The sequence below is a fragment of the Edaphobacter aggregans DSM 19364 genome, from assembly GCF_000745965.1.
Classification (GTDB): domain Bacteria; phylum Acidobacteriota; class Terriglobia; order Terriglobales; family Acidobacteriaceae; genus Edaphobacter; species Edaphobacter aggregans.
In genome coordinates this window covers 178,260-203,024 of record NZ_JQKI01000005.1, presented here as the reverse complement: position 1 = coordinate 203,024, position 24,765 = coordinate 178,260, and the positions used below count along the sequence as shown (strand labels likewise).

General features: G+C 63.1%; 22 protein-coding genes. 17 read left to right on the top strand and 5 right to left on the bottom strand.

Annotated features, from left to right (window positions below; translation table 11 throughout):
• Positions 1-10: 10 nt before the first annotated feature.
• Entirely contained in the window at positions 11-1,207 is a 1,197-nt protein-coding gene (locus tag Q363_RS04805) for a D-alanine--D-alanine ligase family protein (protein ID WP_035348226.1), read from the bottom strand.
• Between the two features lie 148 nt (positions 1,208-1,355).
• Here Q363_RS04805 and sseA point away from each other — a divergent pair, with 148 nt between their 5' ends.
• From sseA to Q363_RS04790, 3 genes are all read left to right on the top strand, one after another.
• The gene (gene sseA, locus Q363_RS04800) at positions 1,356-2,207 is read left to right on the top strand and encodes a 3-mercaptopyruvate sulfurtransferase (RefSeq protein ID WP_035348225.1); all 852 of its coding nucleotides are present in this window, start codon (positions 1,356-1,358) and stop codon (positions 2,205-2,207) included.
• Positions 2,208-2,331: 124 nt separating this feature from the next.
• Positions 2,332-3,153, top strand: coding sequence for a FecR domain-containing protein (locus Q363_RS04795; protein WP_084080003.1), 822 nt, complete (start codon positions 2,332-2,334; stop codon positions 3,151-3,153).
• Positions 3,154-3,474: 321 nt separating this feature from the next.
• A complete protein-coding gene (locus tag Q363_RS04790; protein ID WP_169746929.1) occupies positions 3,475-3,993 on the top strand; it encodes a FecR domain-containing protein in 519 nt (172 codons plus the stop codon).
• A 78-nt stretch (positions 3,994-4,071) separates the two neighbouring features.
• Here Q363_RS04790 and ychF read toward each other — a convergent pair whose 3' ends face one another.
• The gene (gene ychF, locus Q363_RS04785) at positions 4,072-5,169 is read right to left on the bottom strand and encodes a redox-regulated ATPase YchF (protein ID WP_035348220.1); all 1,098 of its coding nucleotides are present in this window, start codon (positions 5,167-5,169) and stop codon (positions 4,072-4,074) included.
• 89 nt (positions 5,170-5,258) lie between these two features.
• Between ychF and Q363_RS04780 the strand changes: the two genes are divergently transcribed.
• Entirely contained in the window at positions 5,259-6,191 is a 933-nt protein-coding gene (locus Q363_RS04780; RefSeq protein WP_051978372.1) for an EamA family transporter, read from the top strand.
• On the opposite strand, the gene Q363_RS04775 is transcribed toward Q363_RS04780, so the two are convergent.
• Together Q363_RS04775 and Q363_RS04770 are read right to left on the bottom strand one after the other, a co-directional pair.
• The gene (locus Q363_RS04775; RefSeq protein ID WP_035348219.1) at positions 6,181-6,669 is read right to left on the bottom strand and encodes a cytochrome P460 family protein; all 489 of its coding nucleotides are present in this window, start codon (positions 6,667-6,669) and stop codon (positions 6,181-6,183) included. The two genes, Q363_RS04780 and Q363_RS04775, sit on opposite strands and share 11 nt — an antisense overlap.
• Positions 6,666-7,622, bottom strand: a complete 957-nt coding sequence (locus Q363_RS04770) for a heme-binding domain-containing protein (protein WP_035348218.1) — start codon at positions 7,620-7,622, stop codon at positions 6,666-6,668. The genes Q363_RS04775 and Q363_RS04770 overlap by 4 nt, the downstream gene beginning before the upstream one ends.
• Positions 7,623-7,794: 172 nt before the next feature.
• On the opposite strand from Q363_RS04770, the gene Q363_RS04765 reads away from it, so the two are divergent.
• The 4 genes from Q363_RS04765 to Q363_RS04750 all read left to right on the top strand — a co-directional run bounded on the left by Q363_RS04765 (position 7,795) and on the right by Q363_RS04750 (position 12,075).
• Positions 7,795-8,337, top strand: a complete 543-nt coding sequence (locus Q363_RS04765) for a DinB family protein (protein ID WP_035348217.1) — start codon at positions 7,795-7,797, stop codon at positions 8,335-8,337.
• A gap of 125 nt (positions 8,338-8,462) precedes the next feature.
• The gene (gene kdgD / locus Q363_RS04760; RefSeq protein WP_035348216.1) at positions 8,463-9,377 is read left to right on the top strand and encodes a 5-dehydro-4-deoxyglucarate dehydratase; all 915 of its coding nucleotides are present in this window, start codon (positions 8,463-8,465) and stop codon (positions 9,375-9,377) included.
• Positions 9,377-10,744: an MFS transporter gene (locus Q363_RS04755; RefSeq protein WP_051978371.1), complete on the top strand. Its 1,368-nt coding sequence runs from the start codon at positions 9,377-9,379 to the stop codon at positions 10,742-10,744. Before kdgD ends, Q363_RS04755 begins: the two co-directional genes overlap by 1 nt.
• Positions 10,741-12,075 carry an enolase C-terminal domain-like protein gene (locus tag Q363_RS04750; RefSeq protein ID WP_035348215.1) on the top strand — a complete coding sequence of 445 codons (1,335 nt, stop codon included), beginning with the start codon at positions 10,741-10,743 and terminating at the stop codon, positions 12,073-12,075. Before Q363_RS04755 ends, Q363_RS04750 begins: the two co-directional genes overlap by 4 nt.
• On the opposite strand, the gene Q363_RS04745 is transcribed toward Q363_RS04750, so the two are convergent.
• Positions 12,072-15,521: a TonB-dependent receptor gene (locus Q363_RS04745; protein WP_084080021.1), complete on the bottom strand. Its 3,450-nt coding sequence runs from the start codon at positions 15,519-15,521 to the stop codon at positions 12,072-12,074. The two genes, Q363_RS04750 and Q363_RS04745, sit on opposite strands and share 4 nt — an antisense overlap.
• A 288-nt stretch (positions 15,522-15,809) precedes the next feature.
• Here Q363_RS04745 and Q363_RS04740 point away from each other — a divergent pair, with 288 nt between their 5' ends.
• From Q363_RS04740 to Q363_RS04700, 9 genes are all read left to right on the top strand, one after another.
• On the top strand, positions 15,810-16,784 hold the full coding sequence (locus Q363_RS04740) for a hypothetical protein (RefSeq protein ID WP_035348214.1): 975 nt from the start codon (positions 15,810-15,812) through the stop codon (positions 16,782-16,784).
• Positions 16,781-17,077: a hypothetical protein gene (locus Q363_RS04735; protein WP_035348213.1), complete on the top strand. Its 297-nt coding sequence runs from the start codon at positions 16,781-16,783 to the stop codon at positions 17,075-17,077. Before Q363_RS04740 ends, Q363_RS04735 begins: the two co-directional genes overlap by 4 nt.
• A 55-nt stretch (positions 17,078-17,132) precedes the next feature.
• The gene (locus tag Q363_RS04730) at positions 17,133-17,486 is read left to right on the top strand and encodes a cupredoxin domain-containing protein (RefSeq protein WP_035348212.1); all 354 of its coding nucleotides are present in this window, start codon (positions 17,133-17,135) and stop codon (positions 17,484-17,486) included.
• Between the two features lie 5 nt (positions 17,487-17,491).
• Positions 17,492-17,983, top strand: a complete 492-nt coding sequence (locus Q363_RS04725) for a c-type cytochrome (protein ID WP_051978370.1) — start codon at positions 17,492-17,494, stop codon at positions 17,981-17,983.
• The gene (locus tag Q363_RS04720; protein WP_157466535.1) at positions 17,983-19,044 is read left to right on the top strand and encodes an HPr kinase/phosphorylase; all 1,062 of its coding nucleotides are present in this window, start codon (positions 17,983-17,985) and stop codon (positions 19,042-19,044) included. Before Q363_RS04725 ends, Q363_RS04720 begins: the two co-directional genes overlap by 1 nt.
• A gap of 4 nt (positions 19,045-19,048) precedes the next feature.
• Positions 19,049-21,538, top strand: a complete 2,490-nt coding sequence (locus Q363_RS35705) for an MFS transporter (RefSeq protein ID WP_051978369.1) — start codon at positions 19,049-19,051, stop codon at positions 21,536-21,538.
• A 96-nt stretch (positions 21,539-21,634) separates the two neighbouring features.
• Entirely contained in the window at positions 21,635-22,936 is a 1,302-nt protein-coding gene (locus Q363_RS04710; protein ID WP_035348211.1) for an ABC transporter permease, read from the top strand.
• Between the two features lie 248 nt (positions 22,937-23,184).
• Entirely contained in the window at positions 23,185-23,898 is a 714-nt protein-coding gene (locus Q363_RS04705) for a hypothetical protein (RefSeq protein WP_051978368.1), read from the top strand.
• 325 nt (positions 23,899-24,223) lie between these two features.
• Positions 24,224-24,754 carry a hypothetical protein gene (locus tag Q363_RS04700; RefSeq protein WP_035348210.1) on the top strand — a complete coding sequence of 177 codons (531 nt, stop codon included), beginning with the start codon at positions 24,224-24,226 and terminating at the stop codon, positions 24,752-24,754.
• Positions 24,755-24,765: the final 11 nt, after the last annotated feature.

Below are 24,765 nucleotides of genomic sequence, written 5' to 3'. Positions count from 1 at the left end.
GTCTGAAGTTTTAGACGCGGGTGAACCGGGTTTGGTGCTTTTCCCGATGGCGTTCGACGGCGAGCTGGATGAGGCGGTCGATGAGCTGCTTGTAGGGGAGGCCGGTGGCCTGCCAGAGCTTGGGGTACATGCTGATGCTGGTGAAGCCGGGGAGCGTGTTGATCTCGTTGAGGTAGATGCGGGGCTTGGTCTTTCCCTTTGCGGGTTCCATCAGGAAGTCGACTCTTGCGAGGCCGGAGCAGTCGCAGGCTTTGAAGGCTTCGATGGCCATCTGGCGGATCTGCTTGGACTCGGCGGCGGTGAGTTTGGCCGGGATGATGGGCACGCTCGCGTCGGAGAGGTACTTGGCCTCGTAGTCGTAGAACTCGGAGCCGGGGACGATCTCGCCGACGACGCTTGCTTCGGGCGAGTCGTTGCCGAGGACGGCGACCTCGAGCTCGCGGGGCTTCGCGCCGGGGCCGCCGACGCCCTGCTCGATGACGAGCTTGCGGTCGAAGCTGGCGGCGAGGTCCATAGCGGCGGCGAGCTCGCTGCGGTCGTGGACCTTGCTGATTCCGACGGAGGAGCCGAGGTTCGCGGGCTTCACGAAGAGCGGGTAACGGAGCGCGGTCTCAATCTTTTTGGTCGCGGCCTTCGGGTTGCCCCGCCACACGCTGCGCAGCACGGCGAGGTAGGGCGTCTGGGGAAGGCCCTCGGCGGCGAAGAGCTTCTTCATGGCGGCCTTATCCATGCCGGCGGCGGAGCCGAGGACACCGGAGCCGACGTAGGCGATGTCGGCGAGCTCAAACAGCCCTTGAATCGTTCCGTCTTCACCAAACGTCCCGTGCAGGACGGGGAAGACGACGTCGAGCGCGAGTGCTGGGCGTGCCGGGGAGAGCTCGGCGGCGGCGTGGAGTTCGAGCGGCTGGAGCGACTCGGCTGGCACGGGCGGGACGATGATGGCCTCGCCGCGTTTGATGACCGCGGCGGTGGGGGTGGCCTCAGGATCGCCGGCGAGGCGCGGGTTCTCGGGCGGCTGCGAGCCTGTGAGCAAGGCGTGGGCGTCATCGGCGGTGACCCAGCGGCCCTCGCGCGTGATTCCGATGGGGACGACGTCGTACTTCTTCTTGTCGATGGCCTTGAGGATGGAGGCGGCGGAGAGGAGCGAGACCTCGTGCTCTCCCGAGCGTCCGCCGAAGAGGATTCCGATGCGTAGTTTTTTCTTCATTGCTGTCCTCTTTCAGTCTAGATAAGTGAAGAGGAGATTGGCGCGGATCTTCGGACCGGAACATGAGGGTACACCCCACCTCACTGGCGTTCCGGCACTTGACAGCATCTTCCCGGACGTGGAGCATCTCGTTCTGTAAGCTGGTTGCATGAATCCTCTTGTCTCGATGTTGTGGCTTAGGGACCGTCTCAAAGATCCGGGTGTCGTCGTTCTGGACGCAACGCTTCCTCCGGTGGGGGTGACTCCTCCGGTGGATACGCGGGCGCGGTATCGGGAGGGGCATATTCCGGGCGCGGTGTTCTTCGACATCGACGAGCTCTCGGATCATGCGACCTCGCTGCCGCATATGTTGCCGACGGAGGAGGAGTTCTCGCGGAGCATGTCGGAGATGGGCATGGGCGACGGGATGACGATCGTGGTCTACGAGCAGGTGGGTGTGTTCTCGGCGCCGCGCGCGTGGTGGATGCTGCGGACGTTTGGGGCGAAAGAGGTCTATGTGTTGGACGGCGGCCTGCCGGCGTGGGTGGAGGCGGGGCTTCCGGTGGAGTCGGGCGAGGTGAAGCGCGAGTCGGCGAGCTTCACTGCGCGGCTGGATCGCGATGCCGTGAGGGACTTCGGGCAGGTGCAGGGGATGATCGCGCGGCGGACTCAAGAGACGATACAGATTCTGGACGCGCGCTCGGCAGGTCGGTTTGTGGGGACGGCTCCGGAGCCGCGGGCGGGGATCAGCTCGGGGCATATGCCGGGGGCGACTTCGGTTCCGTTTACAGAGCTGGCCGAGGGCGGCCGCATGAAGGACCCGGAAGGTCTGCGGGAGATCTTTGCGGGGAAGGGCGTGAGGCTCGATCAGCCGGTGACGACGACGTGCGGGTCGGGCGTGACGGCTGCGGTGATCGCGCTGGGGCTTGAGATTGCCGGGGCGACGCAGGTGAGCCTTTATGATGGCTCGTGGGCGGAGTATGCGCAGCGGCCCGAGGCTGTGATCGAGAAGGACGCGTAGCGCAACGTAATCGATTACCTCGCCGAGCCGTTCCGTTTGCGTACGGCATCCATCAGAAAGATGGGAACTTAGACGAACGGTCAACGTAGAGTGGGTGTATACTTTGGGTCGCTGCGAGGCGGCTATGAACAGACTGGCTGGGTTGAGCGTTTTGGCTGTGGCGTTGGCGGCGGGGTCTGCTGCGCAGACGACGAAACAGGCTGTCACGGAGCCTACGGCGGAGAAGACGGGGGCGTCCGCTGCTCCGGATCCGCTGGGGACGAAGCTGCTCGGGGATAGGCACGTGAGGATCGTGCGGCTGAGTCATGCGCAGGGCAAGGTGGGGATGGATCGCGGCGCGGGGCGTGGCATGGAGCAGGCGACGCAGAATATGCCGATCGTGGAGGGCATGCTGCTGGGCACGGCGGACGGCGCGGGTTACGCCGAGGTGGAGTTTGAAGACGGCAGCACGATGCGTCTGGGGCCGGGGACGGTAGTGAAGTTCTCGCAGTTGGTGACGCGCGCGACGGGCGCGAAGGCGACGATGGTGAGGGTGGACCGCGGGACGGTGTATGTGAGCCGCGAGAAGACGAAGGCCGATGAGTTCACGGTGGTGGCCGGAGGGGGCCGGAGGATGGAGGTGCAGCCCGCGACACATATGCGGCTCGAGCTGGACGGCACGAAGGCGGAGGTGGCGGTCTTCTCCGGCAACGTGACGGTGGATGGGAGCACGGCTCCGGTGATGGTGGGAAAGAAGCAGACGCTGTCGGTAGACGTTGCGGATACCCACAGCCAGGGTGAGCTGACGAAGAAGGTGGAAGAGGCTCCCTACGACGGCTGGGACAAGGTCGCGCAGAAGTATCACGACCGGTACGCGAAGGGTAACTCGCTCGAGGGTGGCTATAGATATGATCCGAATGATCCGAGTTTCTACGGCTGGAGCGCGATTGGGGGGGGCTGGAAATGAGAGGCGCGTGGCGCTTCGCGTTTACACGTTGAACTTGAAGAACATGATATCGCCGTCCTTGACGACGTAGTCGGCTGTGATCGAAAAAACCAGGCAACCTGAATGACCAGCTTGCTACGGCTTCTGCTTTGCATGACGACATTGCTGCCGGTTTCTGTTGGCCAGGAAGCTGCGCAAAATGCGTCTGTCCACCATGAAGAGAACGCAGATGCCCAAAAGGGATTGGGCGCGGGCGACTCCCATGTGCGGATCGTCAGGCTCAGCAATGCCAGAGGGCAAGTAGGTCTCGACCGTGGGCGTGGACGCGGAGTTGAAGTCGCCATGCGTAATATGCCCGTTGTTGAGGGATTGAAGCTGTTAACGGCTGACGGTTATGCGGAGGTCGAGTTCGACGACACGAGCAGGCTGCGGCTGACTCCGTCTACAAGCGTTCGATTTCCACGACTTGTGCTGCGTAGCACAGGCGCGCAGTCCTCAGCGATCCGATTAGATGTGGGGACGATTTATGTGAACCTTCAGGACACCAAAAACAACGACTTTACGTTGATCGTTGGCAGTAGAAAGATTACTGTCAACCGGTCGACGCATCTACGATTGAGCTTCTTCGATTCAGCGGCGGAGTTAGCAGTCTTTTCCGGAAGCGCAGTTGTTCAGTCGAACGCTGCGCCTGTCGTCGTCGCAAAGAAGCAGACGCTCGTGATGGACGCCCTTGGCAGCGGCCCTGGACAGTTAGAGAACAACCTGAAGGAAGGAACCTACGATGACTGGGAGGAGAACGTGATGAAATATCACGAACATCACCCACGAAGGGCTGCAGGCGGTAGGTGGGACTACTTTTAGCGCAGGGGGGGATGGCCCGCCAAACCAGCACACTAGAGTGACGGGCCTACGCGCCTGCCAGACGTTAAACTTCAAGTACTAGACGTTGAACTTGAAGAAGAGGATGTCGCCGTCCTTGACGACGTACTCCTTGCCTTCGGAGCGGAGGAGGCCTTTTTCTTTGACGGCCTGTTCGCTGCCGTATTTGAAGAGGTCATCGCAGGAGTAGCAGTCGGCCTTGATGAAGCCGCGCTCGAAGTCGGAGTGGATGACGCCTGCCGCGCCCGGCGCTTTGGTGCCGCGCTTGATCGTCCAGGCGCGGACCTCCTGGACGCCTGAGGTAAAGTAGGTGATCAGGTCGAGCAGGCGGTAGGCCGAGTGGATGAGGCGGTTGAGGCCGGGCTCGTGGAGGCCGACGGACTCGAGGAACTCGGTGCGCTCGGCGGGGTCGAGCTGGGCGATCTCGGCTTCGAGCGCTCCGCAGATGCGGACGACCTGCGCGTTCTCTTCGGCGGCGCGTTTTTCGACGGCCCCGGTGTAGGGGTTGCCGTTGGTGAGGCCGGCCTCGTCGACGTTCGCGACGTAGAGCTGCGGCTTCATGGTGATGAGGAAGAGCTCGCGCGCGGCGATGCGCTCGTCGTCGGTGAGGTCGGCGATGCGTGCGGGCTTGCCGGCCTCGAGCGTGGCCTTGAGCTTGGCGACGGCGGAGGCTTCGGCCTTGATCTTCGCGTCCTGGGTGTTGCGGGCGAGCTTTTCGACGCGCTGGGCGCGCTTCTCGACGGTGTCGAGATCGGCGAGCAGAAGCTCTGTGTTGATGATGTCGATGTCGTGCAGCGGATTGATGGAGCCGGCGACGTGGACGACCTCGGGGTCGTCGAAGCAGCGGACGACGTGACAGACGGCGTCGGTGGCGCGGATGTGGCCGAGGAACTGGTTGCCGAGGCCCTCGCCCTTGCTGGCGCCTTCGACCAGGCCGGCGATGTCGATGAACTCCATCGTCGTGGGGACGGTGCGGTTGGGCACGACGAGCTTGGTGATCTGGTCGAGACGGGCGTCGGGCACGGTGACGGTGCCGGTGTTCGGGTCGATGGTGCAGAAGGGATAGTTCGCCGCCTGGGCCTTGGCCGAGGTGAGCGCGTTGAAGATGGTGGACTTGCCCACGTTGGGCAGGCCGACGATTCCACAGTTCAATGGCAAGAGAATGGTTCCTTTTGTGACGACGGCCGCGCGGGCCTCGCGAAGATGTGTCTTCTACAGGATAGTTCATCGGTAGAGTAGAGGCAGCTATGGGAGAGGCAGCGGCGGAGGTCGTGAGGGGCGAGAGGCGGGCGAGGCGCTTCGACGGGCGCGTGGTGCTGGCGTTTCTCGCGATCTACATTCTGTGGGGGACGACGTTCCTCGCGATACGCGTCGCGGTGCATGAGGTGCCTCCGCTGTTTGCCGCAGGGACGCGGATGTTTCTTGCCGGAGCGATCCTGTTTGGGTGGATGTGGGTGAGGGGTGCGGCGCGGCCGACGCGCGAGCAGTGGCGCAACTTGGCGCTGATGGGCGTGCTGATGTTTGTGGTGGACTATGGTCCGCTGTTCTGGGCGGAGAAGTATGTGCCCTCGGGGATTGCGGCGGTGCTGGCGGCGACGGTTCCGCTGATGACGATCGCGTTCGAGATGCTGGTGTTTCGCATGCAGCCGTTTCGCTGGAGCCTGATTGGTGCCGTGCTGCTGGGGTTCTGCGGTGTGGGCGTGCTGCTGTTGCCGGACCCGCATCAGCATCTGCCGATCGTTCCGTGCGTCGCGACCTTGGTGGGGGCGGCGGGATGGTGCCTGGGCACGGTGCTAAGCCGCAGGATGGTGCTGCCGGAGTCGCGTGCGGTGACCTCAGGCGGCGCGATGATGATCGGTGGCGCGGTGCTGCTGTTGTTGTCGGCGGCCTTCGGTGAGCTGCGCCCGTGGCCGCACGTGTCGCGTGACGCTGCGCTGGCGCTGGCTTATCTGATCGTGTGCGGATCTCTGCTGGCGTTCACGGCGTATGTGTGGCTGTTGGGAAGGATGCCGGCGAGCACGGTGTCGAGCTATGCGTATGTGAACCCGGTGGTGGCGGTGGCCCTCGGCTATTTTGCCGCGGGCGAGACGATTACGGCGCACAGCATCGCAGGGGCCGCGCTGGTGCTGGTCAGCGTGTTTCTGATCCTGCGCAAGAGCAGCAAGCCGGCTAAGGCATGACGGCGGCGCGCTGCGTGATGAGATAGTCGATGCGTGCGGCGTCTGCGCCGGTCGCAGGCGAGAGAGCGAGCGGCGAGCCCTGGTAGCGCTGATACGACGAGCTGGCTGCAGGCGAGGACGGGACGAGGACGAACTCGACCGACTGCGGAGCGGAGGGGATCTTTGCGCCGAACCAGTGCGGATCGTCGCGCTGCGCCCAGGTGACGAGTGCGAGCACGGAGCCTGCGGGATAGGCGTGCGCGGAGTTGGAGCGCGCGTACTGGACGGCGACGTCGTTGCCGTAGAGCGTGGACATGGTGCCGTTGCGCTCGTTGACCCACGACGTGACGACCTTCCATGCGAGCGGGTTGTAGGGAAGCTTGCCGGTGAGCAAGGCCTCTGTGTTGACGGTGGACGCGGTGGGCTTGCTGGTGCAGCCTGCGAGGGGAAGCAGCGCTGCTGCGGCGATGATGACGAGAGCTTTCATGCGCGGCGTCATTGCTGGCCCTCCAGCGGGAAGCTGTAGACGTAGTCGTTGTGGCGAAGGGGCGCGTGGCAGCCGGTGCACTCGTTGGTGAAGGCGGCGTCCTTGCCGTAGGGCTTCAGGTCAGCTCCGCGCCAACGTGCGAAGCCCCAGCCTTCGGTCGAGGCGTACTTGTGTGCGTCCTTGATCATGAACTCGACCTGAAAGAAGGCTCCGGTTTTAGTGTCCCCATTCGCATCGATCTGCTGGAACCATGCGGTCTTGGCGAAGGTGGTTCCGTCGGGCCAGGGATTGGTGTGGTGCTCGGCGATGGCCTTCATCGCGACGTCGTTGCCGAAGATGACGCGCAGGGTCTTGTTGTCGAAGCGGTTGGTGGTGCTGAGGACCTTCCAGTCCTTGTAGCCGGGAATGTAGGGGACGCCGTTGGGCGCGGGCTCGACGGTGAGGGGTGCGGCTCCGGCGTGAATTAAGTGCTCGTACTGCGCGTCGGCGGCGGTCTTTGCGGCCTCGTCGGGAGCGAGCGTGGGGGCTGGAGGATTGAGGTAGTTCTTGAGGACCGCGAGGTCTCCAAACGAGACGTGGGCCTGCGGGTGGAGCATCGTGTAGCTGGGTAGGGGCATTGCGCCGAGCTGGATCATGTTGACGGCCTCGTAGAGCGCGGCCTTCTGCTGCGCGGCGGGAAGTTTGCCGATCTCGGAGAAGTTGAGGTGCTTGCGCGCCTGGTAGACGTCGCTTGCGACAAGCCAGGATGCTGGCGCGATGCGGTCGTACCAGAGCAGCTGCGTCTCGTTGGAGTGGCAGTTGTAGCAGGAGGTCTTGAGGATGCGCTTGACCTCGGGCGGCGCAGCGAGCTCAGCCGTCACGGGAGGATTAACGAGCCGCGGCTGAACCAGCTGGAAGGCGATGAAGAGCGCGAAGAGCGCGGCCGCTAGCCAGAGGATGATGCGAGTGTTGGAACGCGATTCCATAACTTTCCTATATGTGAGGTTAGACGGAGCGGCGGCTTAGGAGATCCCTCAAAGTAGTTATTTCTCATAAGCAGATGTAATCGACGTGAGAAGCAAGGGAACCAGGTAGTGGATTGTGGGCCAAGTGGCGGGCAGCTAGTCTGTTGGTGAAGTTGCGTGAAGGAGAGAACGAATGCGGCAGATGTTTGTGGCGTGTGGTGCGGCGTTGATGATGGCGAGTGGAGCGGCGATGGCGCAGGCGCCGGCTCCCCCGGCAGGGCAGGTTGGAGCGGTGGCCGAGGTGCAGCGGAGTTATGCGGGCGTGAAGGAGAACATTTTGAAGTCGGCCGATAAGATGCCAGCCGCGAACTACAGCTACAAGCCGGTCGCGGATATCAGGACCTACGCGCGCGTTCTGAACCACATCAGTGAGGCTCAGTTCAGAAGCTGCGGCGCGGTGAACGGCAAGGCGGAGGCCTCGCTGCCGAAGGTTCCTGCGGAGACCGCGGACAAGGCGGCGATCGTCGCGGCGCTCAAGGCCTCCTTCAAGGAGTGCGACACAGCGTTCACCTCGCTGACGAGTGGGAACCTGCAGGACCTGTTTCCGTTTGGGCAGGGAAGGCGCTCGCGCGTGGGCCTGGTGTGGGGGACGGTATCGCACGATAACGAGCAGTACGCGACGCTGGCGCTGTATCTGCTGCTGAAGGGAATTGCGCCGCCCAGCAGCGAGAAGTAATGCGCGGGCAGGCAGGATTTCACATAGCGAAAGTCACTGCGCGCAGCGAGCGCGAAGACGCATCACGCGCTCACTGGCGTGCGATATAGTTTGGGGAACGTTATTTCGGGGGCTGGGAACGCAGGATGTCGAAGCTGAGTCCGATGGAGCAGGGAAAGAGAATTGGCGAGGGCCTTCTCTCGTTCCCGGTGACGCATTTTACGAGCGAGCAGGCGTTTGACGAGGTCCGTTATCGCGAGCACATTGCGTGGCTGGTGGAGCACGATCCTGCGGGATTGTTTGCCGCGGGCGGTACGGGAGAGTTCTTCTCACTGACGCTGGGCGAGTTCGGCGCGGTAGTGCGGGCTGCGGTCAGCGAGATCGCGGGGCGCGTTCCGGTGCTGGCGGGCTGCGGGTACGGCACGGCGATGGCGAAGGAGTTCGCGAAGGCCGCTGAGGACGCGGGCGCGGATGGCATTCTGCTGCTGCCGCCGTATCTCGTGAACTCCGAGCAGGCGGGTCTGCTGGCGCACGCCGAGGCGGTGTGCCGTTCGACGAAGCTTGGCGTCATCTTCTACAACCGCGACAACGCCATCATGGACGAGCGCACGCTGGAGCAGCTGTGCGAGCGCTGCCCGAACCTGATCGGTTTCAAGGACGGCTACGGCGACATCGAGCTGATGACGCGCATCTACGCGCGCATGGGCGACCGGCTGACGTATATCGGCGGCCTGCCGACGGCGGAGACCTTCGCGCTGCCGTATCTCGAGATGGGCGTGACGACGTACTCGTCGGCGATCTTCAACTTTCTGCCGAAGTTCGCGCAGGAGTTCTATGCGGCCGTGCGCAGGCGCGACCGTGAGCGCGTATACGCTGATCTGCGCGAGTTCGTGCTTCCGTATATCGCGATTCGCAACCGCCGCAAGGGATATGCGGTCTCGATCGTAAAGGCGGGGATGAAGGCGGTGGGACGTCCTGCGGGACCGGTGCGTTCGCCGCTGGTCGACCTGAGCGACGCGGAGCTTCAGGAGCTGGCGAAGCTGATCGGAGACCGCGGCTGATGGCGACAGGTCCGGGTGCGGCGTTGGCGCAGGAACAGCGCGCAACGCATGTGCGCTACCTGATCGTGCTGATGCTGTTTGTCGCCAGCTCGTTCAGCTACGGCGATCGCGTAATGCTCTCTATCGCGGGTATCGCCTTCTCAAGTGACCTGCACATGGACGCCGTTCGGCTCGGCTACCTCTTCTCCGGTTTCAGCTGGGCCTACGTCGTCGCCCAGCTGCCGGCCGGCGGTCTGCTCGACCGCTTCGGCTCGAAACGAGTCTACGGAACCAGCATCGTGTGTTGGTCGTTGTGCGCGATCCTCGCTGGCTTCGCAGGATTCCTTCCCGCTACCGCGGCCTTCGTCGTCATCTTTTGTCTCCGCCTGCTCTCCGGTCTCGCGCAGTCGCCGGTCTTTCCCGGGAACGGCCGTATCGTCGCCAGCTGGTTCCCGACCGCGGAGCGCGGACGCGCTTCAGCAATCTTCAACGCATCACAATACTTCTCGCTCGTGCTCTTCGCCCCGATCCTCGGCTGGATCACCAACCGCTGGGGATGGAAGGAGTGTTTCTGGTTCCTCGGCGGACTGGCCCTGTTGCTGAGCCTGCTCTGGGCGAAGATGATCCACGGCGTCAAGAGCCATCCGCGCATCAATCAGCGCGAGATCGATCACATCGAGCAGGGCGGCGGCCTGGTGAATATCGACCCCGGCACCAGCTCCGCCCAGCGCGCGCCGAGGCTCACATGGGCAGCGATCCGCATGCTGCTCAGCAACCGAATGCTCGTAGGCATCTACATCGGTCAGTACTGCATTACCACACTGACCTGGTTCTTCCTCACATGGTTTCCTGTCTACCTCAGCCAGGCGCGGCACATGTCGATCCTGAAGGTGGGCGTGATGGCGGCGCTGCCTGCGCTGTGTGGCTTCATCGGCGGCATCCTCGGCGGCGTAGTCTCGGACAAGCTCCTGCAGTCCGGCCACTCGCTAACCCTCGCGCGGAAGGTGCCAATCGTGACAGGAATGCTGCTCTCGGTGACGATGATCGGATGCAACTACGCCAGCGCGCAGTGGGTCGTCATGGTGCTGATGTCGCTCGCCTTCTTCGGCAAAGGGTTTGGCGCGCTCGGCTGGACCGTAATCGCCGACACGTCGCCGAAGCCGCTGATCGGCGTCAACGGCGGCCTGTTCAACCTCATCGGCAACCTCGCCGGGATCACGACGCCTATCATCATCGGCTACATCGTGAAGCGCACAGGCTCGTTCAACGACGCGCTCATCTTCGTCGTCGCGACGGCGCTGATGGCGATCGTCGCCTATCTACCGATTGTAGGCGAGATCAAACGCGTAGATCTGAAGCTTCCTGAACCTGCTGGGGGTGCGGCGTGACGGAGATTTTGGGATCGCCGCAGGTGCGTTCGATGCGCGTCGTTCCGGTGGCGGGCGAGGATTCGATGCTGCTGAACCTGAGCGGAGCGCATGCGCCGTACTTCACGCGCAACCTCATGATCCTCACCGACAGCACCGGCCGCACCGGCGTCGGCGAGGTTCCCGGGGGCGAGAAGATTCGCAAGGTGCTTGAGGAGTCGAGGCCACTGGTCGAAGGCGAGCACATCGGCCGCTACCAGCGAACGCTGCGTGCGGTGCGCGAGCGGTTCGCCGGTCACGATACGGAGGGACGTGGCCAGCAGACCTTCGACCTGCGCACGACTGTGCACGTCGTGACGGCGATTGAAGCGGCGATGCTCGATCTGCTCGGGCAGTTTCTCGGTGTTCCGGTGGCGGAGCTGCTGGGCGAAGGGCAGCAGCGCGCAAGCGTGGAGGCACTGGGGTATCTGTTCTTCCTCGGCGATAGAAAGAAGACGCCGATTGCGTACCGAAGCGAAGACCGAGCTAGTGATGAGTGGCTGCGGTTGCGCAACGAAGAGGCGCTGACGGCGGACGCTGTGCTGCGACTCGCCGAGGCAGCGCAGGCGCGATATGGGTTCAACGACTTTAAGCTGAAGGGCGGCGTGCTGGCCGGCGCTGCCGAGATGGAGGTCACAGCAGCGCTCGCCGAGCGCTTCCCCGGCGCGCGGATCACGCTCGACCCCAATGGAGCGTGGTCACTCGAAGAGGCGGTGCGCCTGTGCGCTGGAAAACAAAACGTGCTCGCCTACGCCGAAGACCCTTGCGGGGCGGAGCGTGGCTTCTCCGGCCGCGAGGTGATGGCGGAGTTTCGTCGCGCCACCGGCCTGCCGACCGCGACCAACATGATCGCGACAGACTGGCAGCAGCTTCGTTACGCCGCGGAGATTCACGCCGTCGATATTCCTCTCGCCGATCCGCACTTCTGGACGATGCAGGGATCGGTGCGTGTGGCGCAGTTCTGCCGCGAGTGGGGACTCACCTGGGGCTCGCACTCGAACAATCACTTCGATGTCTCGCTGGCGATGTTTACGCATGTTGCCGCCGCCGCTCCGGGAAATGTAACCGCAATCGATACACATTGGATTTGGCAGGACGGACAGCGGTTGACACGCGAGCCGCTGAAGATCATCGGCGGCCGTATCGCTGTTCCTGAGCGTCCGGGCCTGGGCATCGAGCTCGACATGGAGCAGGTGGAGGCGGCGCACCAGTTGTATCTCAAGGAAGGCCTCGGCGCTCGCAACGATGCGATGGCGATGCAGTACCTGCGCTCCGGGTGGACCTTCAACCCGAAGCGCCCTTGCCTCTGCTAGAACGAGTACTTCAGCGCGAACTGAATGATGCGCGGATTGGTGGTGGTCGAGGTGATCAGTCCAAACGCGGCGCCCGCCTGTACATCATTGATCGGATTTCCGAAGTTCGCCGTGTTGGTGAAGTTGAAGAACTCGGCGCGGAACTTCAGCGAACTCCAGTCGCGAATCGGAAACGAGCGCTCGAGCGCGATGTCGATATTGCGCTGGTGAGGCCCGCGCAGGATGCCGACGCCGCAGTTGCCGAAGCCCGTGCCGTCGCCGATGACTGGCGCGGAGGTGAAGGCATCGGGGTTGTAGTAGCCGTTGATGCGCGTGAACAACGAGCCGCCTGACGCGGGGTTCGCGCCCGTGCACTCCGCGCGCATGAAGCCGGAGAGATTGCCGTAGACGCTGCCGGCGGCCGTATCAAGAACCGTGAGCGGCGATCCCGACTGCGCGGTCGCGACGGTCGAGACGAGCCAGTTGGAGGCGGCAAGGCGCAGCGCGCGCGGCGCAGCAGACAGCGCAGGCGTCGTGTACACCAGGCTGAGGACGAAGCGCTGCGCGCGGTCGAAGTCGTTGAGCCCGCGCGCCTGCCGCGGATTCGTCTGGTCGTTCGTAACAAACCCAAGCTCGAAGTTTGACAGTCCTCCCGAGCCGCTGAGCGAGTCCAGATTCTTGGACCACGTGTAGCTGGCGAGAAACTGCAGCCCGTGCGACAGCCGCTTGGTGAGGCTCGTCTGCAGCGCGTTGTAGCTGGAGTTGAAGCTGGTCTGGCAGATGTAGGAGCCCTGCGCGATGCCGGTGAAGGGCAGCCGCTCGACGACGTTCTCGACGGTGTTCGTCGTCTCGCCGTTCACGGGATTTGAAGGGCTCGCCAGCAGAGCCTGGTTGAACTGGTAGCAGCCGGGGATGTGCGTGGACTTCGCGCCGGAGTAGCCAAGCTCCATCAGCAGATTCTGCGTGAACTCATGTTGGACGTTGAGGTTGTACTGCTGCACGTAGGGATCGACGAGGTGCGGCGAGATGGCTGCCAGCGACAACGTGCCGCCGGGCACGCGCGGGAGGAAGATGGGGAACGCGGAGGTGGGCGGAAGCGTGGGACTGTAGGGGTTCTGCAAGGTCGCTCCTGCGTTCTGCACGGCCTGCAGGGACTGCTTGAAGGAGAAGGGAGGCTGGCCGACGGTCTGCTCGGCGAGATTGCCGGACATGCGGTTGTAGTAGATGCCATAGCCGCCGCGAAGCACGGTGAGACGGCTTCCCGGCAGCCGCGCGGCAAAGCCGATGCGCGGAGAGATGTCCGTAAATCGCGTGGGCCACAGGCCGTCGTGCGATGACTTGAGGACGCCGTTCGGCAGAGGCCCCGTGTAGTTTCCCGGAAGGACGAAGCCGCTCAGCGTTCCGGTTGGTGGAGCGGAAGGCGAGGCGATGGTGGGGTCGAACGTAGGCAGGCGGCCCAGCGTGTCGGAGGGCGCGCCGAAGATCTCGTAGCGCAGGCCGGCGTTGATCGTCAGCCACGGGCGGAACCGGAAGTCATCCTGCACGAAGCCCGCGAGATCGTTGTAGCGCTCCGCCTTGCGGAAGATTCCCGACGATCCGGTGGAGGAGTAGACGTTGCTGATGCTGCTGCCATTCTGCGCGGCGCTCTGTCCGAGCAGAAAGTCGGGAAGGCTGAGCAGAAAGAGGAAGCCGTCGCTGACGTAGGGGACGTTGACATCAACGTGGTGGCGCTTCACCTCTGCGCCGAAGCGGAGATTGTGCGCGCCGCGCGTCAGCGAGACCGTGTCCTGCCAGATGTAGGAGTTGGTGTTCTGCCAGTAGAAGGGCTGGCCTGCCGTGCCGATGGTGAAGAGGCCGTTGATGGCGAGCCCCGGCGTCTGCGGTAGCCCCGAAGGTGTCGCCATGCCGACGTCGGCTGCGTTGATGGGCTGCGCGATCACGGAGAAGCCGTCGAACCGCATGTAGCCAAAGCGAGCGACGTTGACCAGCGAGGGACGGAAGACGTGCGTGTCCGACAGAACGAACATCGTGTTCTGATCGAGCTCGTTGGTGCCCCATCCGGGCACGTTGGCGCCGAAGGGCGAGAACGGCTCGTCGGTGGTGGCGCGCGAGTAGAAGAAGCGGCCGGAGAGCTGGTTCCTCGAGGAGAGAATCGAATCGATGTTCCCGGTGTATTGGTCCTCACGGTACTTTGCAGGAATCGAGAACGTCGACTCGCCGATGGGCAGCTGATCGGGAGCGCTGGGTCGCAGCGTCTGCGGGCTGGGAATCGCGTACTGCCCATTCGCAAACTTGAAGTTCAGCAGGCCGAGTGCGGATGGGTTGATGTTCGATCCATCGCAACGAATCTGGTTGCCACCGACGAAGGTAAGATAGCCGGCGTTGCCGGGATGATTCTCCGGGCAGAACTGCGCGCCCAGCGTGCGCGCCGAGCGGTCGTCGGTGAGCTGCGGCAGAATCGCGGTGACGAGCGACAGGCTGGAACCGCCGTTGCGCTGCGTCGAACCCTGATACGCGCCAAAGAAGAACAGCGTGTCCTTGCGAATCGGTCCGCCGATCGATCCGCCGAACTGGTTCTGCTTCAGGACGGGACGATCCTGCCCGTTGCGCTTGGCGAAGAAGTTGTTTGCGTTCAGGGCGTCGTTGCGCAGAAACTCCCAGAGCGTGCCGTGAAAGCGGTTGCCGCCTGACCTGCTGATGAAGTCGACGTTTGCGCCTGCGCCACGGCCGTATCCTGCATCGAAGCCCGTGGTCTGCACCTTGAACTCGTCGATGGTGTCGGGCGCTGGAATGGCGGTGCCGACTTCGGACTGGTAGCCTGAGGCGGAGTTCAGCGCGAGGTTGTTGGCGTCGATTCCATTGAACTGAATATTGTTGGCCGTGGTCTTGTTGCCATTGGAGGAGACGTTCTGCGTATTGCGGCCGAGGGCGGTGGCGCTGGGAAGCTCGACGACGACGCCCGGCGACAGCGCGAGAATCTGCGTGTAGTTGCGATTCGCCAGCGGCAGCGCCTGGATGGTCTTCTGATCGATTGCGCGGCCGAGCGTCGAGCCCTCCGTCTGGGCCAGCTCGGCGATGCCGCTGACCTCGATGTTCTCGCCCGCGGAGCCGATGGCGAGCTTCGTCACGAGCGTCGCGGTCTCACTGCCGACGACGCTCACCCCATGCAGTTCTCTGATCTGAAAGCCCGGCGCCGCAATCGCCACCGAGTAGCTGCCCGGCTGCAGCAGCGGGACGCGAAACGCCCCTTCGGGCGAAGTGATGGCAGAGCGCCTCGCCTGAGTTCCGTCGTGGACGACCTCGACCTTCGCGGCCACGATGACCGCTCCGGTGGGATCGACGACGGTGCCGGCAATCGCGCCGGTCCCCGGTGTCTGCGCTCGAAGTTGATGAACCGCGAACGTGAGCTCAATCGTGAGCGGAACAAGAACAACGATGCGGAATCGAGTAAAGACCGGAGATCTCATGGCCTGGTCCTTGATGACTCGAGTGTGTCGTCGAGAGCGATTATCGACCAGCGCCACAACGCCATTTGTCAGCAATTTGTCAAGGCGACGTCATTCTTTCGGTGAAAAGCCCACGTTAAGAAGCATTTGACAATGCGGTGACGAATCGGTGACAAGCGCTGCGACGCGGCTTCCTATACTCGGCTCGTGCTTAGGAAGAGACAACGCGCACTTCTTCGCCCCGCTGGGGTTACCGCACTGTGCCTCGCACTGTGCGCTCCCCTGCACTCGCAGAGCTCGTCGTCAGACGTGCGGGACGATCATGCCGGATACGTTCCGGTCATCTCCGGAGGCTTCGGCTATGTGCACAACGTCAACGGCGGTGTAACCACGCTGTCGCCGCTGATCAATCCAGTGCTGCTGGTGCCGTTCGGCTCGCACGTTCTGCTCGAATCGCGCACCGACTTCACCGGCTTCTTTCAGCGCAACCCGCAGCCCGATGGTCCGTTCAAGGGCCAGGTCTTCAAGAACGTGGAGTACGCGCAGCTCGACTGGCTGGCGGACACGCATCTCACCGTGGTCGTGGGGCGTTACCTGTTGCCCTTTGGCATCTACAACGAGCGGCTGCAGCCCATCTGGATCAAGAACCTGCAGGACGCGCCGATCACCACGGCCATCGGCACGCGCACCAGTGGATCAGGCGATGGCTACATGCTGCGCGGCGTCGTGGTTCAGCGACCGTCCTATTCCATCCAGTACACGGCGTACGTCTCCGCGCACAGCAACATCGAGCAGCTGCAGTCAGCACGCGCGGCGGGCGGCGACACCAGCATCTTTCTGCCGAAGAAGCGGCTCGAGATCGGCACGTCGTATCAGCGCTTCCTCGAATCCCGCAACATCAACAGCGTCGCGGCCTACGTCTCCTGGCAGCCGCCAAAGGTACCGATCGATCTGAAGGCCGAGTTCGACACCAGCTACAACGGTCGCGGCTACTGGCTGGAGACCGCCTATAACTTCACCCAGCTGCCGGTTCCGCGCTTCGTGCAGCGCACCCAGGTCGTCGGCCGCATGCAGCAGTTCTTTCCCTTGAACGGCGGAGGCAACAGCCTGCCGCGCATCGACACGCAGCGATTCGACTTCGGCCTCAACTACTACTTCCGCGACGATATTCGCTTCATCTCCAGCTACGGAAGAACCTTCAGTTCGCAGAGAAACGCCAACATCTGGAACGTCGGCTTCACCTATCGCTTTCAGTTTCCGCTGTGGCCGGGGAGAAAGAAATGAAACGCTATCTGCTCTTCATGTTGATGGTTGCGCTGGTCTCAGGCAGCATCGGGCTCGCCGCTTCGAAGCCGCAGGCGGATGCAAAGACGGCCAAGCAGGATACGACGCAGTCGAAGCAACAAAATGTGGAGCGCACGGGCGACGACGTCTTCCAGGCGAACTGCGGACGCTGCCACAGGCCGCCGATGAGCATCTCGCAGAGGACCACGGGAACGATCATCATGCACATGCGCGCGCGGGCGCGGCTCTCGCGCGAGGACGAGATTCTGCTGCTGAAGTTCATGGCGCCTTAAGCCGGCGCTGCGGCAGCACAAACAAGAACGACACCAATGGAGAAGGAGTATTTCGATGCAATGGATGATGGCGTTGACCCTTGCGGTACTGGGCGGAACTGGCCTACTTCACACCGGGAACGCACAGGAAACAGGCCGCACGATCGAGATTCACGCACGGCGTTTTTCGTTTGAGCCCGCTGAGATCACGCTGCAAAAAGGCGAGACGGTGACCCTGAAACTGGTCTCCGAGGACGTCGCGCACAGCCTCGTAATCAAAGAGCTTGGCGTCAACCGCGAGGTCTCGAAGGGACACGACCAAGAGGTGACGGTGACGCCCGATAAGGTCGGTGACTTTCAAGGCAAGTGCGGCCGGTTCTGCGGCAGCGGTCACGGCTCCATGAAGTTGACGGTTCACGTAAAGGAGTAGTACGAATGCACTGGAGAGCTCTCATCGCCATTCCCGCATGCTTGCTCTGTCTTCCCTTTGCGGGATGCAAGGTCGCGCCGGCGGGAAAAGCGGAGACAGCCATCCTGGAGTGGACCAAGCACAACGTGACGGTTGGGGGGAAAAAGGACACGAATCCGATTAAGGCATCGGCGGAGACGATCGAGGCCGGCAAGGTTGCCTTCGGCTTTTATTGCGTCGTCTGTCATGGCCGCGACGCACAGAATACCGGCGTTCCCTTCGCGAAGAACATGTCGCCGCCGCTTCCGTCGCTCGCCTCCGACGATGTGCAGCGCTACACCGACGGACAGCTGAAGTGGATCATCGAGAACGGAATCTCGCCGTCGGGAATGCCCGCGTCCAAGGGAATTCTGAGCGACGACGACATGTGGACCATCGTCGTCTATCTGCGTCACCTGCCTCCGGCAGGAAGCCTCGGAGAGCCGCGCGCCTACTCCGGCGAGGAGTATGCAAAGTAATGAGCCCCTCCACTCAAGGAAGCATGTCCATGCAGGATGCAAAAGCCAGCCTGATCGCCCGGGCCGAGACACCGGGAACGAACCCGATCCTTTCGAATCCGGTCCTCTCGAATCCAGTCCTTTCGAATGCAGATCTGCCGCTGCGTGCCACGTTCTTCCCTCTGGGCTTTCCCGTCGAGATTACAACCAACTCCGCGGCCGTGCTTGCCGCCGCCGAACAGAGCTGGCGCATGTTTCGCCCGCAGTTCGATCACCCTCCGCTGCGGCTCGAGCTCGGCGTCGCCGAAGATGAGTCCGATACAGCCGACCCGCCTACTCCTGTATGCCGTGTGCGCGAGCACCTGTTGACCATCGTGGCCGACCCGCGCAACTTCATCGCCTGCGATCTCAGGCGCGGCTTCGCCTTCGGATGGGTCACGCGTGCCACCGCCGAATCGCCGCTCTATCTGCGCTATCACTTTCTGGAGGCCGCGGTCCTGGGGATGCTCTCCACGCTGCGCGCGACGGCGCTGCATGCGGCCTGCGTCGCTCCCTATGGGCGCGGCATGCTGCTCTGCGGCGACTCCGGCGCCGGGAAATCGTCGCTCGCCTTTGCCGGCGCACGCTCCGGCTGGACCTACATCAGCGACGACGCCAGCTATCTTCCGCTCGATCGCGACGACCGCCTCGTCGTCGGAAACTCGCATCAGATTCGCTTCCGCGACTCCGGTGTTCAGCTCTTTCCCGAGCTCGAGGGCCGCTCCATCACGCCGCGCGCCGCAGGCAAACCCTCCATTGAAGTCTCCACGCTTGAGTTTCCCGAGCTGACCACAAGCGATTCGACACGCGTGGAGTACATCGTCTTCCTCAATCGCCGTAACGCCGCGACACCGGGCCTTCATCCGTTCTCTCGCGAGGCCGCGTTGCGCTGGTTTCTGCAGACGTCGTTGCTGAGTGCAGGCGCAGCCGACCACGAGGCCGTGGTGAGGAACCTCGTCGGCGTCCAGGTCTTTGAGCTGCGCTACACCGATCTCGACTGGGCCGTCGAACGGCTGGAAGAGCTTGCGCTAACGAGAAGGTAGTCTTTTGTCGAAGCCTTATCCCAGCACGCACGAAGCGCTTGCCGCGCGAGTCCCGCGCGAGGTCGCCGCGCTTCTTGCCGCGCTGCAGTTTCGCGGAGCAGAGACCGAGAGCCTGCGAAGCCTGTCCGATAGCGAGTGGCGCTCTCTGCTCCAGTTCTGCGAGCTCGCGCACCTCACGTTTCCACTGGCACAGCTCCGGGTGGACGGAGCCCCCGCGTGGGTGGCCGAGCAGCTCGAGCGGAACACCACCGACAACGCGCTGCGGTTCGAGCGCGTCAAGGCCACCTACCGCGAGGCCGCCTACGCGCTGGACGAGGCCGGTGTCGAGCACATCGTCATCAAAGGATTCACGCAGGCCCCGGAGTACGTCGCCGACCCCCGGCTGCGACAGCAGTCCGATCTCGACTTCGTTTGTCGTGCGGAGCAGATGGCGCTCGCGCAGTCCGCGCTCGAGGCCATCGGCTATCGACCCGATCAGCAGACGGATACCCGCAATGCCGACCACTCGCCCACGATGATCCGCCTCGGAGACTGGCGGTGGCAGGGAAACCACTTCGATCCCACGATGCCTCTCTCCATCGAGCTGCACTACTGCCTGTGGAACGAGCCTGTATCGCTGCTTGCCCTTCCGGAGACGGAGAGGTTCTTCGCGCGACGGACGCGCCGCGTCCTCGACGGACTCGAGTTCTCCGCGCTCAGCCCCGCCGATCACCTGGGACACCTTGCGCTTCACATCGCGCGCAACCTGCTGCTGCAGGATCGCATCGTGCATCACGTCTACGAGCTGGCCACCTTTCTCGACGCGCACGCCGGCGACGACGCCTTCTGGGAGAGCTGGAAGGCCATGCACTCCGCATCGCTGCGCGCGAAGGAGGCGATCGCCTTCTTTCACGCGGCGGCGTGGTTTCGATGCGATCTGCATCCCGTGGTGGAGGACGAGATTGCGGCGCTGCCACAGGAGCAGACGGAGTGGCTGTCGCACTTTACCTGGTCGGCCTTCGAAGGCATGTTCGGCCCCAACAAGGACTCGGTGTGGCTGCACCTCACACTGCTTGACGAGCCGAAGAAGAAGCTGGCTCTGCTCCGGCGCTCCTTTCTCCCGCAGATCACGACACGCCTGAGTTCGTATCGGGTGGTAGCGTGGGACAAAAAGCTGGTCGATCGGAAGGGCGTGCATCGGTATGGCCGCTATCTCTCGTATCTCGCTTCGCGCGGCCTTGCTCACTTGCGCATGGACGCGTCGACGCTCGCACGCGGCATCCGGTGGCGACTCTCGCGGCACCGTCTGGAGCGCCGCTTCTGGGTCTTTCTTGGGGCGTCGTTCTTCTTCGACCTCGGCCTCTCCATCTACTTCTTTCTCTTCAATCTCTTTCTCATCGGCCACGGCTACACCGAAAAGACTCTGGGCCTGATCGCCAGCGCGATGGCGGCCGGCAGCTTTACCGGCGCCATTCCCGCCGGAAGGTTTGCGCGGCGATTCGGCCTGCGCACTGCACTGCTTGCAGCATTTCTTCTCGCTGTCCTTGTCTTCTCAGCACGAGCGCTACTGCTGGCCCTGCCCATGCAGCTGGCGCTCGCGTTCCTCTCCGGACTCACACTCTCCACCTGGGCCGTCTGTCTCTCGCCCGCGGTCGCGCGGATGACCTCTGAGCGCCAGCGTCCCTCCGCCTTCTCGCTCGTCTTCGCGCTCGGCATCGGCGTCGCCGCGCTCGGCGGCTTCGTCGGAGGCAGGCTTCCCGGATGGCTCGCGCAGCACACGATCCCTGGCTCCGCGCTGCACTCCGCCGATCCTCTGCGCCTCGTGCTTCTGCTCTCCTGCGCTCTCGTCGCCGTAGGACTCTGGCCCGCATCGCGGCTCACCTTCGAGCGGGCCAACGCTGTGCCCGCACAGGCGAAGCCCTCCTTCCTGTCGCCATTCCTTCTTCGCTATCTTCCCGCCATCGCGGTGTGGGGACTCGTCACCGGCTCGTTCAGCCCGTTCGCCAACGTCTACTTCGCCGAGCACATGCACATGCCGCTGCCGCAGATCGGCAACGCCTTCTCGGCTTCGCAGATCACGCAGGTTGTCGCCGTCCTCGCGGCTCCACTGCTCTTCCGGCGCCTGGGACTGGTCAACGGCATCGTCTGCACCCAGCTCGCCGCAGCGGCGTTCCTCTGCGTGCTCGCGGCGATTCACAGTCCGCTTGCCGCCGCGCTCGGCTACATGGCCTTCACCGCCTTCCAGTGGATGAACGAGCCCGGCCTCTACAGCCTCCTGATGGACCGCGTCCCGAAGGACCAGCGCGAAGGCGCAGCCGCGTCGAACAATCTGGTGATGTCGGCCTCACAGGCGCTTGCGGCCATGCTCGCCGGAGGCGCCTTTGCGCGATTCGGCTATCCTCTCCCGCTGCTGTGCATTGCGGCAATCGCGGCAATCGCGGCAGTCCTCTTCCGCGGACTACCCCACCCGCGCCAGCCGCACACGGTCCTCGCGCTCGGCCGCGTCGTCGACTGAGCCAGATCGGGGTATTTACCACTCCCGCCCGGCCGCTATAGCGCAAACTCCCGCACCACTGCGATACTGGAGAGCGTCTAATCTCAGGGACAGCCCATGGCGACCGCCAATCTCCCCAAACCCGCCAGCTCCCACAAAGGAAGGATTACCTCCTCCTTCGAGCGCACCCTCGCGAGCGCCCGCTCCACCATGATGTTCAGCGAGGTCGTCAAGCTCGCCATCGACTCCTTCAAGGCGAGCAAGGTCCGCTTCGTGCTGACCATGATCGGCATGATCATCGGTTCGGCCTCCATCATCCTCGTCTACACCCTCGGCCTCACCGGCAAGGACTACGCCCTCAACCTCATCTCCTCCATCGGCCCCAACATGATCGAGATGCAGTACAACGGCGGCGACCGCGTCGGGCCCGACAACACCTCCACCCCCGACTTCATGACCCGCGATGACATGGCCGCCGTCATGGAGCAGGTCCCCGGCATCATCGCCTCCTCCCCCATGCTCGAGTTCCACGACCGCGTCTCCATGGGCGGCGGCATCGTCAAGGAGACCATGCTCCTCGGCGTCTCCCCCCAGTACAAAGAGGTCCGCAACCTCGCCATCCTCGCCGGCCGCTTCTTCGACGATCAGGACGCCCGCTCCCACACCAAGGTCGCTGTCATGGTCGAGCCCTTCGCCCGCGCCCTCTTCGGGAGCGACCGCGCCGCCATCGGCCGCTCCATCACCATATCCGGTATCCCCTTCGTCATCATCGGCGTCTTCAAGGAGCGCGTCGAGACCTTCGGCACGTCTGAAATCTCCGAACAGACCATCCTCATCCCCTACGAGGTCGCGCGCTACTTCACCGGTACCAACACCATCAAACAGATCTTCTTCACCATGAAGGACGCCTCGCTCGTCATCCCCGCCTCGCAGGAGATCCTCGACGTCATCAAGAGCCGCCACCGGCCCACCTCCGTCTACATCGCCTTCAATCTCACGCAGGTGCTCAGCGTCATGGCGCAGATCGCCACCATGCTCACCATCGTGCTCACGCTGGCGGCGGCCATCACTCTCATCGTCTCCGGTGTCGGCATCATGAACTCCATGCTCGCCAATGTGCAGGCGCGCCTCCGCGAGATCGGCATCCGCAAGGCCCTCGGAGCCACCAGCCACGAGATACGCCTCCAGTTCCTCACCGAGGCCGTCTTCCTCTCGCTCTCGGGCGGACTCGTCGGAACCCTCCTCGGCCTCGCCATCCCGCTCTCCGTCAGCTTCCTCACGCCGTTCAAGATTCCCGTCTCCGCCTGGTCCGCCGTCGTCGCGCTCGGAACCTCCGTCCTCGTCGGAGTCCTCTTCGGAACCCTTCCCGCCAACCGCGCCGCGCGCCTGGACCCGGTCGAGACCCTCAAATACGAGTAGCAACCGGGGTCCGGGGAGCAATGGAACAGTGAACCAACTTAAGCTGATTTCCCCCGCAAAAAGGGCATGAGTTGAATGCGACTAGTGTTTTGGCAACTCGCCAGGACGGCAGAAAATGAAACCTTTTGATTCAACAAACCAGTTATTCATACCGAAATTGACCCGTTGCATTTGTCAGAACCGCACCATCGCGCCTAGAATGCGCCCAACGTATCACTTCCTGCTTCCCCAAGTAGAAAGGAGACGCAATGAAGCTCATCAGATTTCTACTCCGGCCGGTTCTCGTCTGTGCGTTCGTGGCACTCCTCATCGGCCGCGCGGCTCCAGCCGCAGCAGGCTCCACTGACACCAACAACCTGCGCGACGTTCGCTATTGTGAAATTATTCCATCGGTCGTGACAGGATCCATAACAACCACCTATGTCTACAACACGCTAACTTTCAATAGATGCCCACGCGGACAATGGTCCCAAATCACCGAAGGCGAAGTGAATCGAGAGTTTGGGTCTCAATCCGCTCAACTCAATGGACCGCGCCATTGGGTGATGGATGAAATCCAAGCGTCCGGCAGTACCACCACGGGCGAGACCTTCACGTTCGGCACTATCGAGATGGGACTGCGCGGTATAATCGTCACCCCCACTGGCACACCCACAGTTGGCAATCAGTTTTATGTGCCCAACCAAGTGCAGCGCGATACCATTTTTGTCTACAAGGCAGGTCAGCCCATTTTCATTTTGACGGACCCTTTGGGGAACGAGTATGTCATGCAGTCCTATGCACAAATTGTGGACACGACACTCATGTATAAAGATTTGCCCAATCTGGCGAGCGAGCTGAGGCTGCCGTCCGGTTGGCAGTTTTCCACGCGTACGCTCACGCAAGACCTCCAGATGAACAGCAACGGGCTTGCGATTGTGGTCAACGACGATCTTGCCAACTCGTATCAGTTGAATCCCTAGGTTCACGCGATGGCGAGTGAGACATATCTCTTTGCCCGGAAAAGGATTCTCCTCGCCCGATAAGGCTTTATCGGGATAGCGCCGTCGTTCGGGGCGAACTGCGACCACTCCGAACCGCAAACGAATCCTGACCAAACCAGCCGGCATGTGAATCCTTAAGTCGGTTCACTGTTCCATTGCTCCCCAGACCCCCAACCCGCGCCGCCACAAAAGCGGGTGCCCCAGGGCCCTGCCTTGAGCCTGTCGAAGTGTCTCGCTTCTGAGGCCTGGGTTTACAGGATCTCGGCACCTGCGAAACCTCCTGTCGCTGATAAGCTCATTCAGAATGGCGAAATCGAGACAGCCCCGTAAAAAGAAGCCCGTCGAACCCACCCGGAGCGTCGAAGAGCGCCTCGCCCAGGCGCTCTCGCAGAGACCGCAGAGCGGATCCTCCCGCGAAGACAAACCCCCGCCGCCCAGCGTCGGCGACAAGGTCACCTTCCCTCAGTCCGACACCGTCTATACCGTCTCCCGCGTCAGCCTCTCCGGCACCCAGGTCGACCTCCACCTCGAAGGCACTAACATCGAGCGCTTCCGCGTCTCCATCGCCGATCTCGACTTCCTCAACCGTCCCACCCCGCGCCCGCCGGCCAAACCCGCCAAGCCCGCCATCGACGTCGAAGCCATCCGCGAGCGCCTCACCACCGCCCAGCACAGCAGCATGGACCAGATCAGCGGCGACATCGCCGTCCTCAAGAAGTACCTCCGCAGCAAGGGCGTCTCCGCCTCCGCCATCAACGCCCTCGACGACCTCTGCGAAGAGACAGAAAAACGCTGGGCCGATGTCGTCGAGCAGATCATCGACTCGCTCGACTAGTTGGGCCCCAC

What these genes read in the sequence shown, in the direction of transcription:
- Q363_RS04805 (WP_035348226.1), bottom strand. Translation starts at nt 1,207, where the DNA reads ATGAAGAAAAAACTACGCATCGGAATCCTCTTCGGCGGACGCTCGGGA.
- Q363_RS04730 (WP_035348212.1), top strand. Translation starts at nt 17,133, where the DNA reads ATGCAATGGATGATGGCGTTGACCCTTGCGGTACTGGGCGGAACTGGC.
- Q363_RS04765 (WP_035348217.1), top strand. Translation starts at nt 7,795, where the DNA reads ATGCGGCAGATGTTTGTGGCGTGTGGTGCGGCGTTGATGATGGCGAGT.
- Q363_RS04755 (WP_051978371.1), top strand. Translation starts at nt 9,377, where the DNA reads ATGGCGACAGGTCCGGGTGCGGCGTTGGCGCAGGAACAGCGCGCAACG.
- Q363_RS04735 (WP_035348213.1), top strand. Translation starts at nt 16,781, where the DNA reads ATGAAACGCTATCTGCTCTTCATGTTGATGGTTGCGCTGGTCTCAGGC.
- Q363_RS04705 (WP_051978368.1), top strand. Translation starts at nt 23,185, where the DNA reads ATGAAGCTCATCAGATTTCTACTCCGGCCGGTTCTCGTCTGTGCGTTC.
- Q363_RS04795 (WP_084080003.1), top strand. Translation starts at nt 2,332, where the DNA reads ATGAACAGACTGGCTGGGTTGAGCGTTTTGGCTGTGGCGTTGGCGGCG.
- Q363_RS04720 (WP_157466535.1), top strand. Translation starts at nt 17,983, where the DNA reads ATGAGCCCCTCCACTCAAGGAAGCATGTCCATGCAGGATGCAAAAGCC.
- Q363_RS04780 (WP_051978372.1), top strand. Translation starts at nt 5,259, where the DNA reads ATGGGAGAGGCAGCGGCGGAGGTCGTGAGGGGCGAGAGGCGGGCGAGG.
- Q363_RS04775 (WP_035348219.1), bottom strand. Translation starts at nt 6,669, where the DNA reads ATGACGCCGCGCATGAAAGCTCTCGTCATCATCGCCGCAGCAGCGCTG.
- Q363_RS04790 (WP_169746929.1), top strand. Translation starts at nt 3,475, where the DNA reads ATGCGTAATATGCCCGTTGTTGAGGGATTGAAGCTGTTAACGGCTGAC.
- Q363_RS04745 (WP_084080021.1), bottom strand. Translation starts at nt 15,521, where the DNA reads ATGAGATCTCCGGTCTTTACTCGATTCCGCATCGTTGTTCTTGTTCCG.
- Q363_RS04725 (WP_051978370.1), top strand. Translation starts at nt 17,492, where the DNA reads ATGCACTGGAGAGCTCTCATCGCCATTCCCGCATGCTTGCTCTGTCTT.
- Q363_RS04700 (WP_035348210.1), top strand. Translation starts at nt 24,224, where the DNA reads ATGGCGAAATCGAGACAGCCCCGTAAAAAGAAGCCCGTCGAACCCACC.
- Q363_RS04770 (WP_035348218.1), bottom strand. Translation starts at nt 7,622, where the DNA reads ATGGAATCGCGTTCCAACACTCGCATCATCCTCTGGCTAGCGGCCGCG.
- sseA (WP_035348225.1), top strand. Translation starts at nt 1,356, where the DNA reads ATGAATCCTCTTGTCTCGATGTTGTGGCTTAGGGACCGTCTCAAAGAT.
- Q363_RS04710 (WP_035348211.1), top strand. Translation starts at nt 21,635, where the DNA reads ATGGCGACCGCCAATCTCCCCAAACCCGCCAGCTCCCACAAAGGAAGG.
- kdgD (WP_035348216.1), top strand. Translation starts at nt 8,463, where the DNA reads ATGTCGAAGCTGAGTCCGATGGAGCAGGGAAAGAGAATTGGCGAGGGC.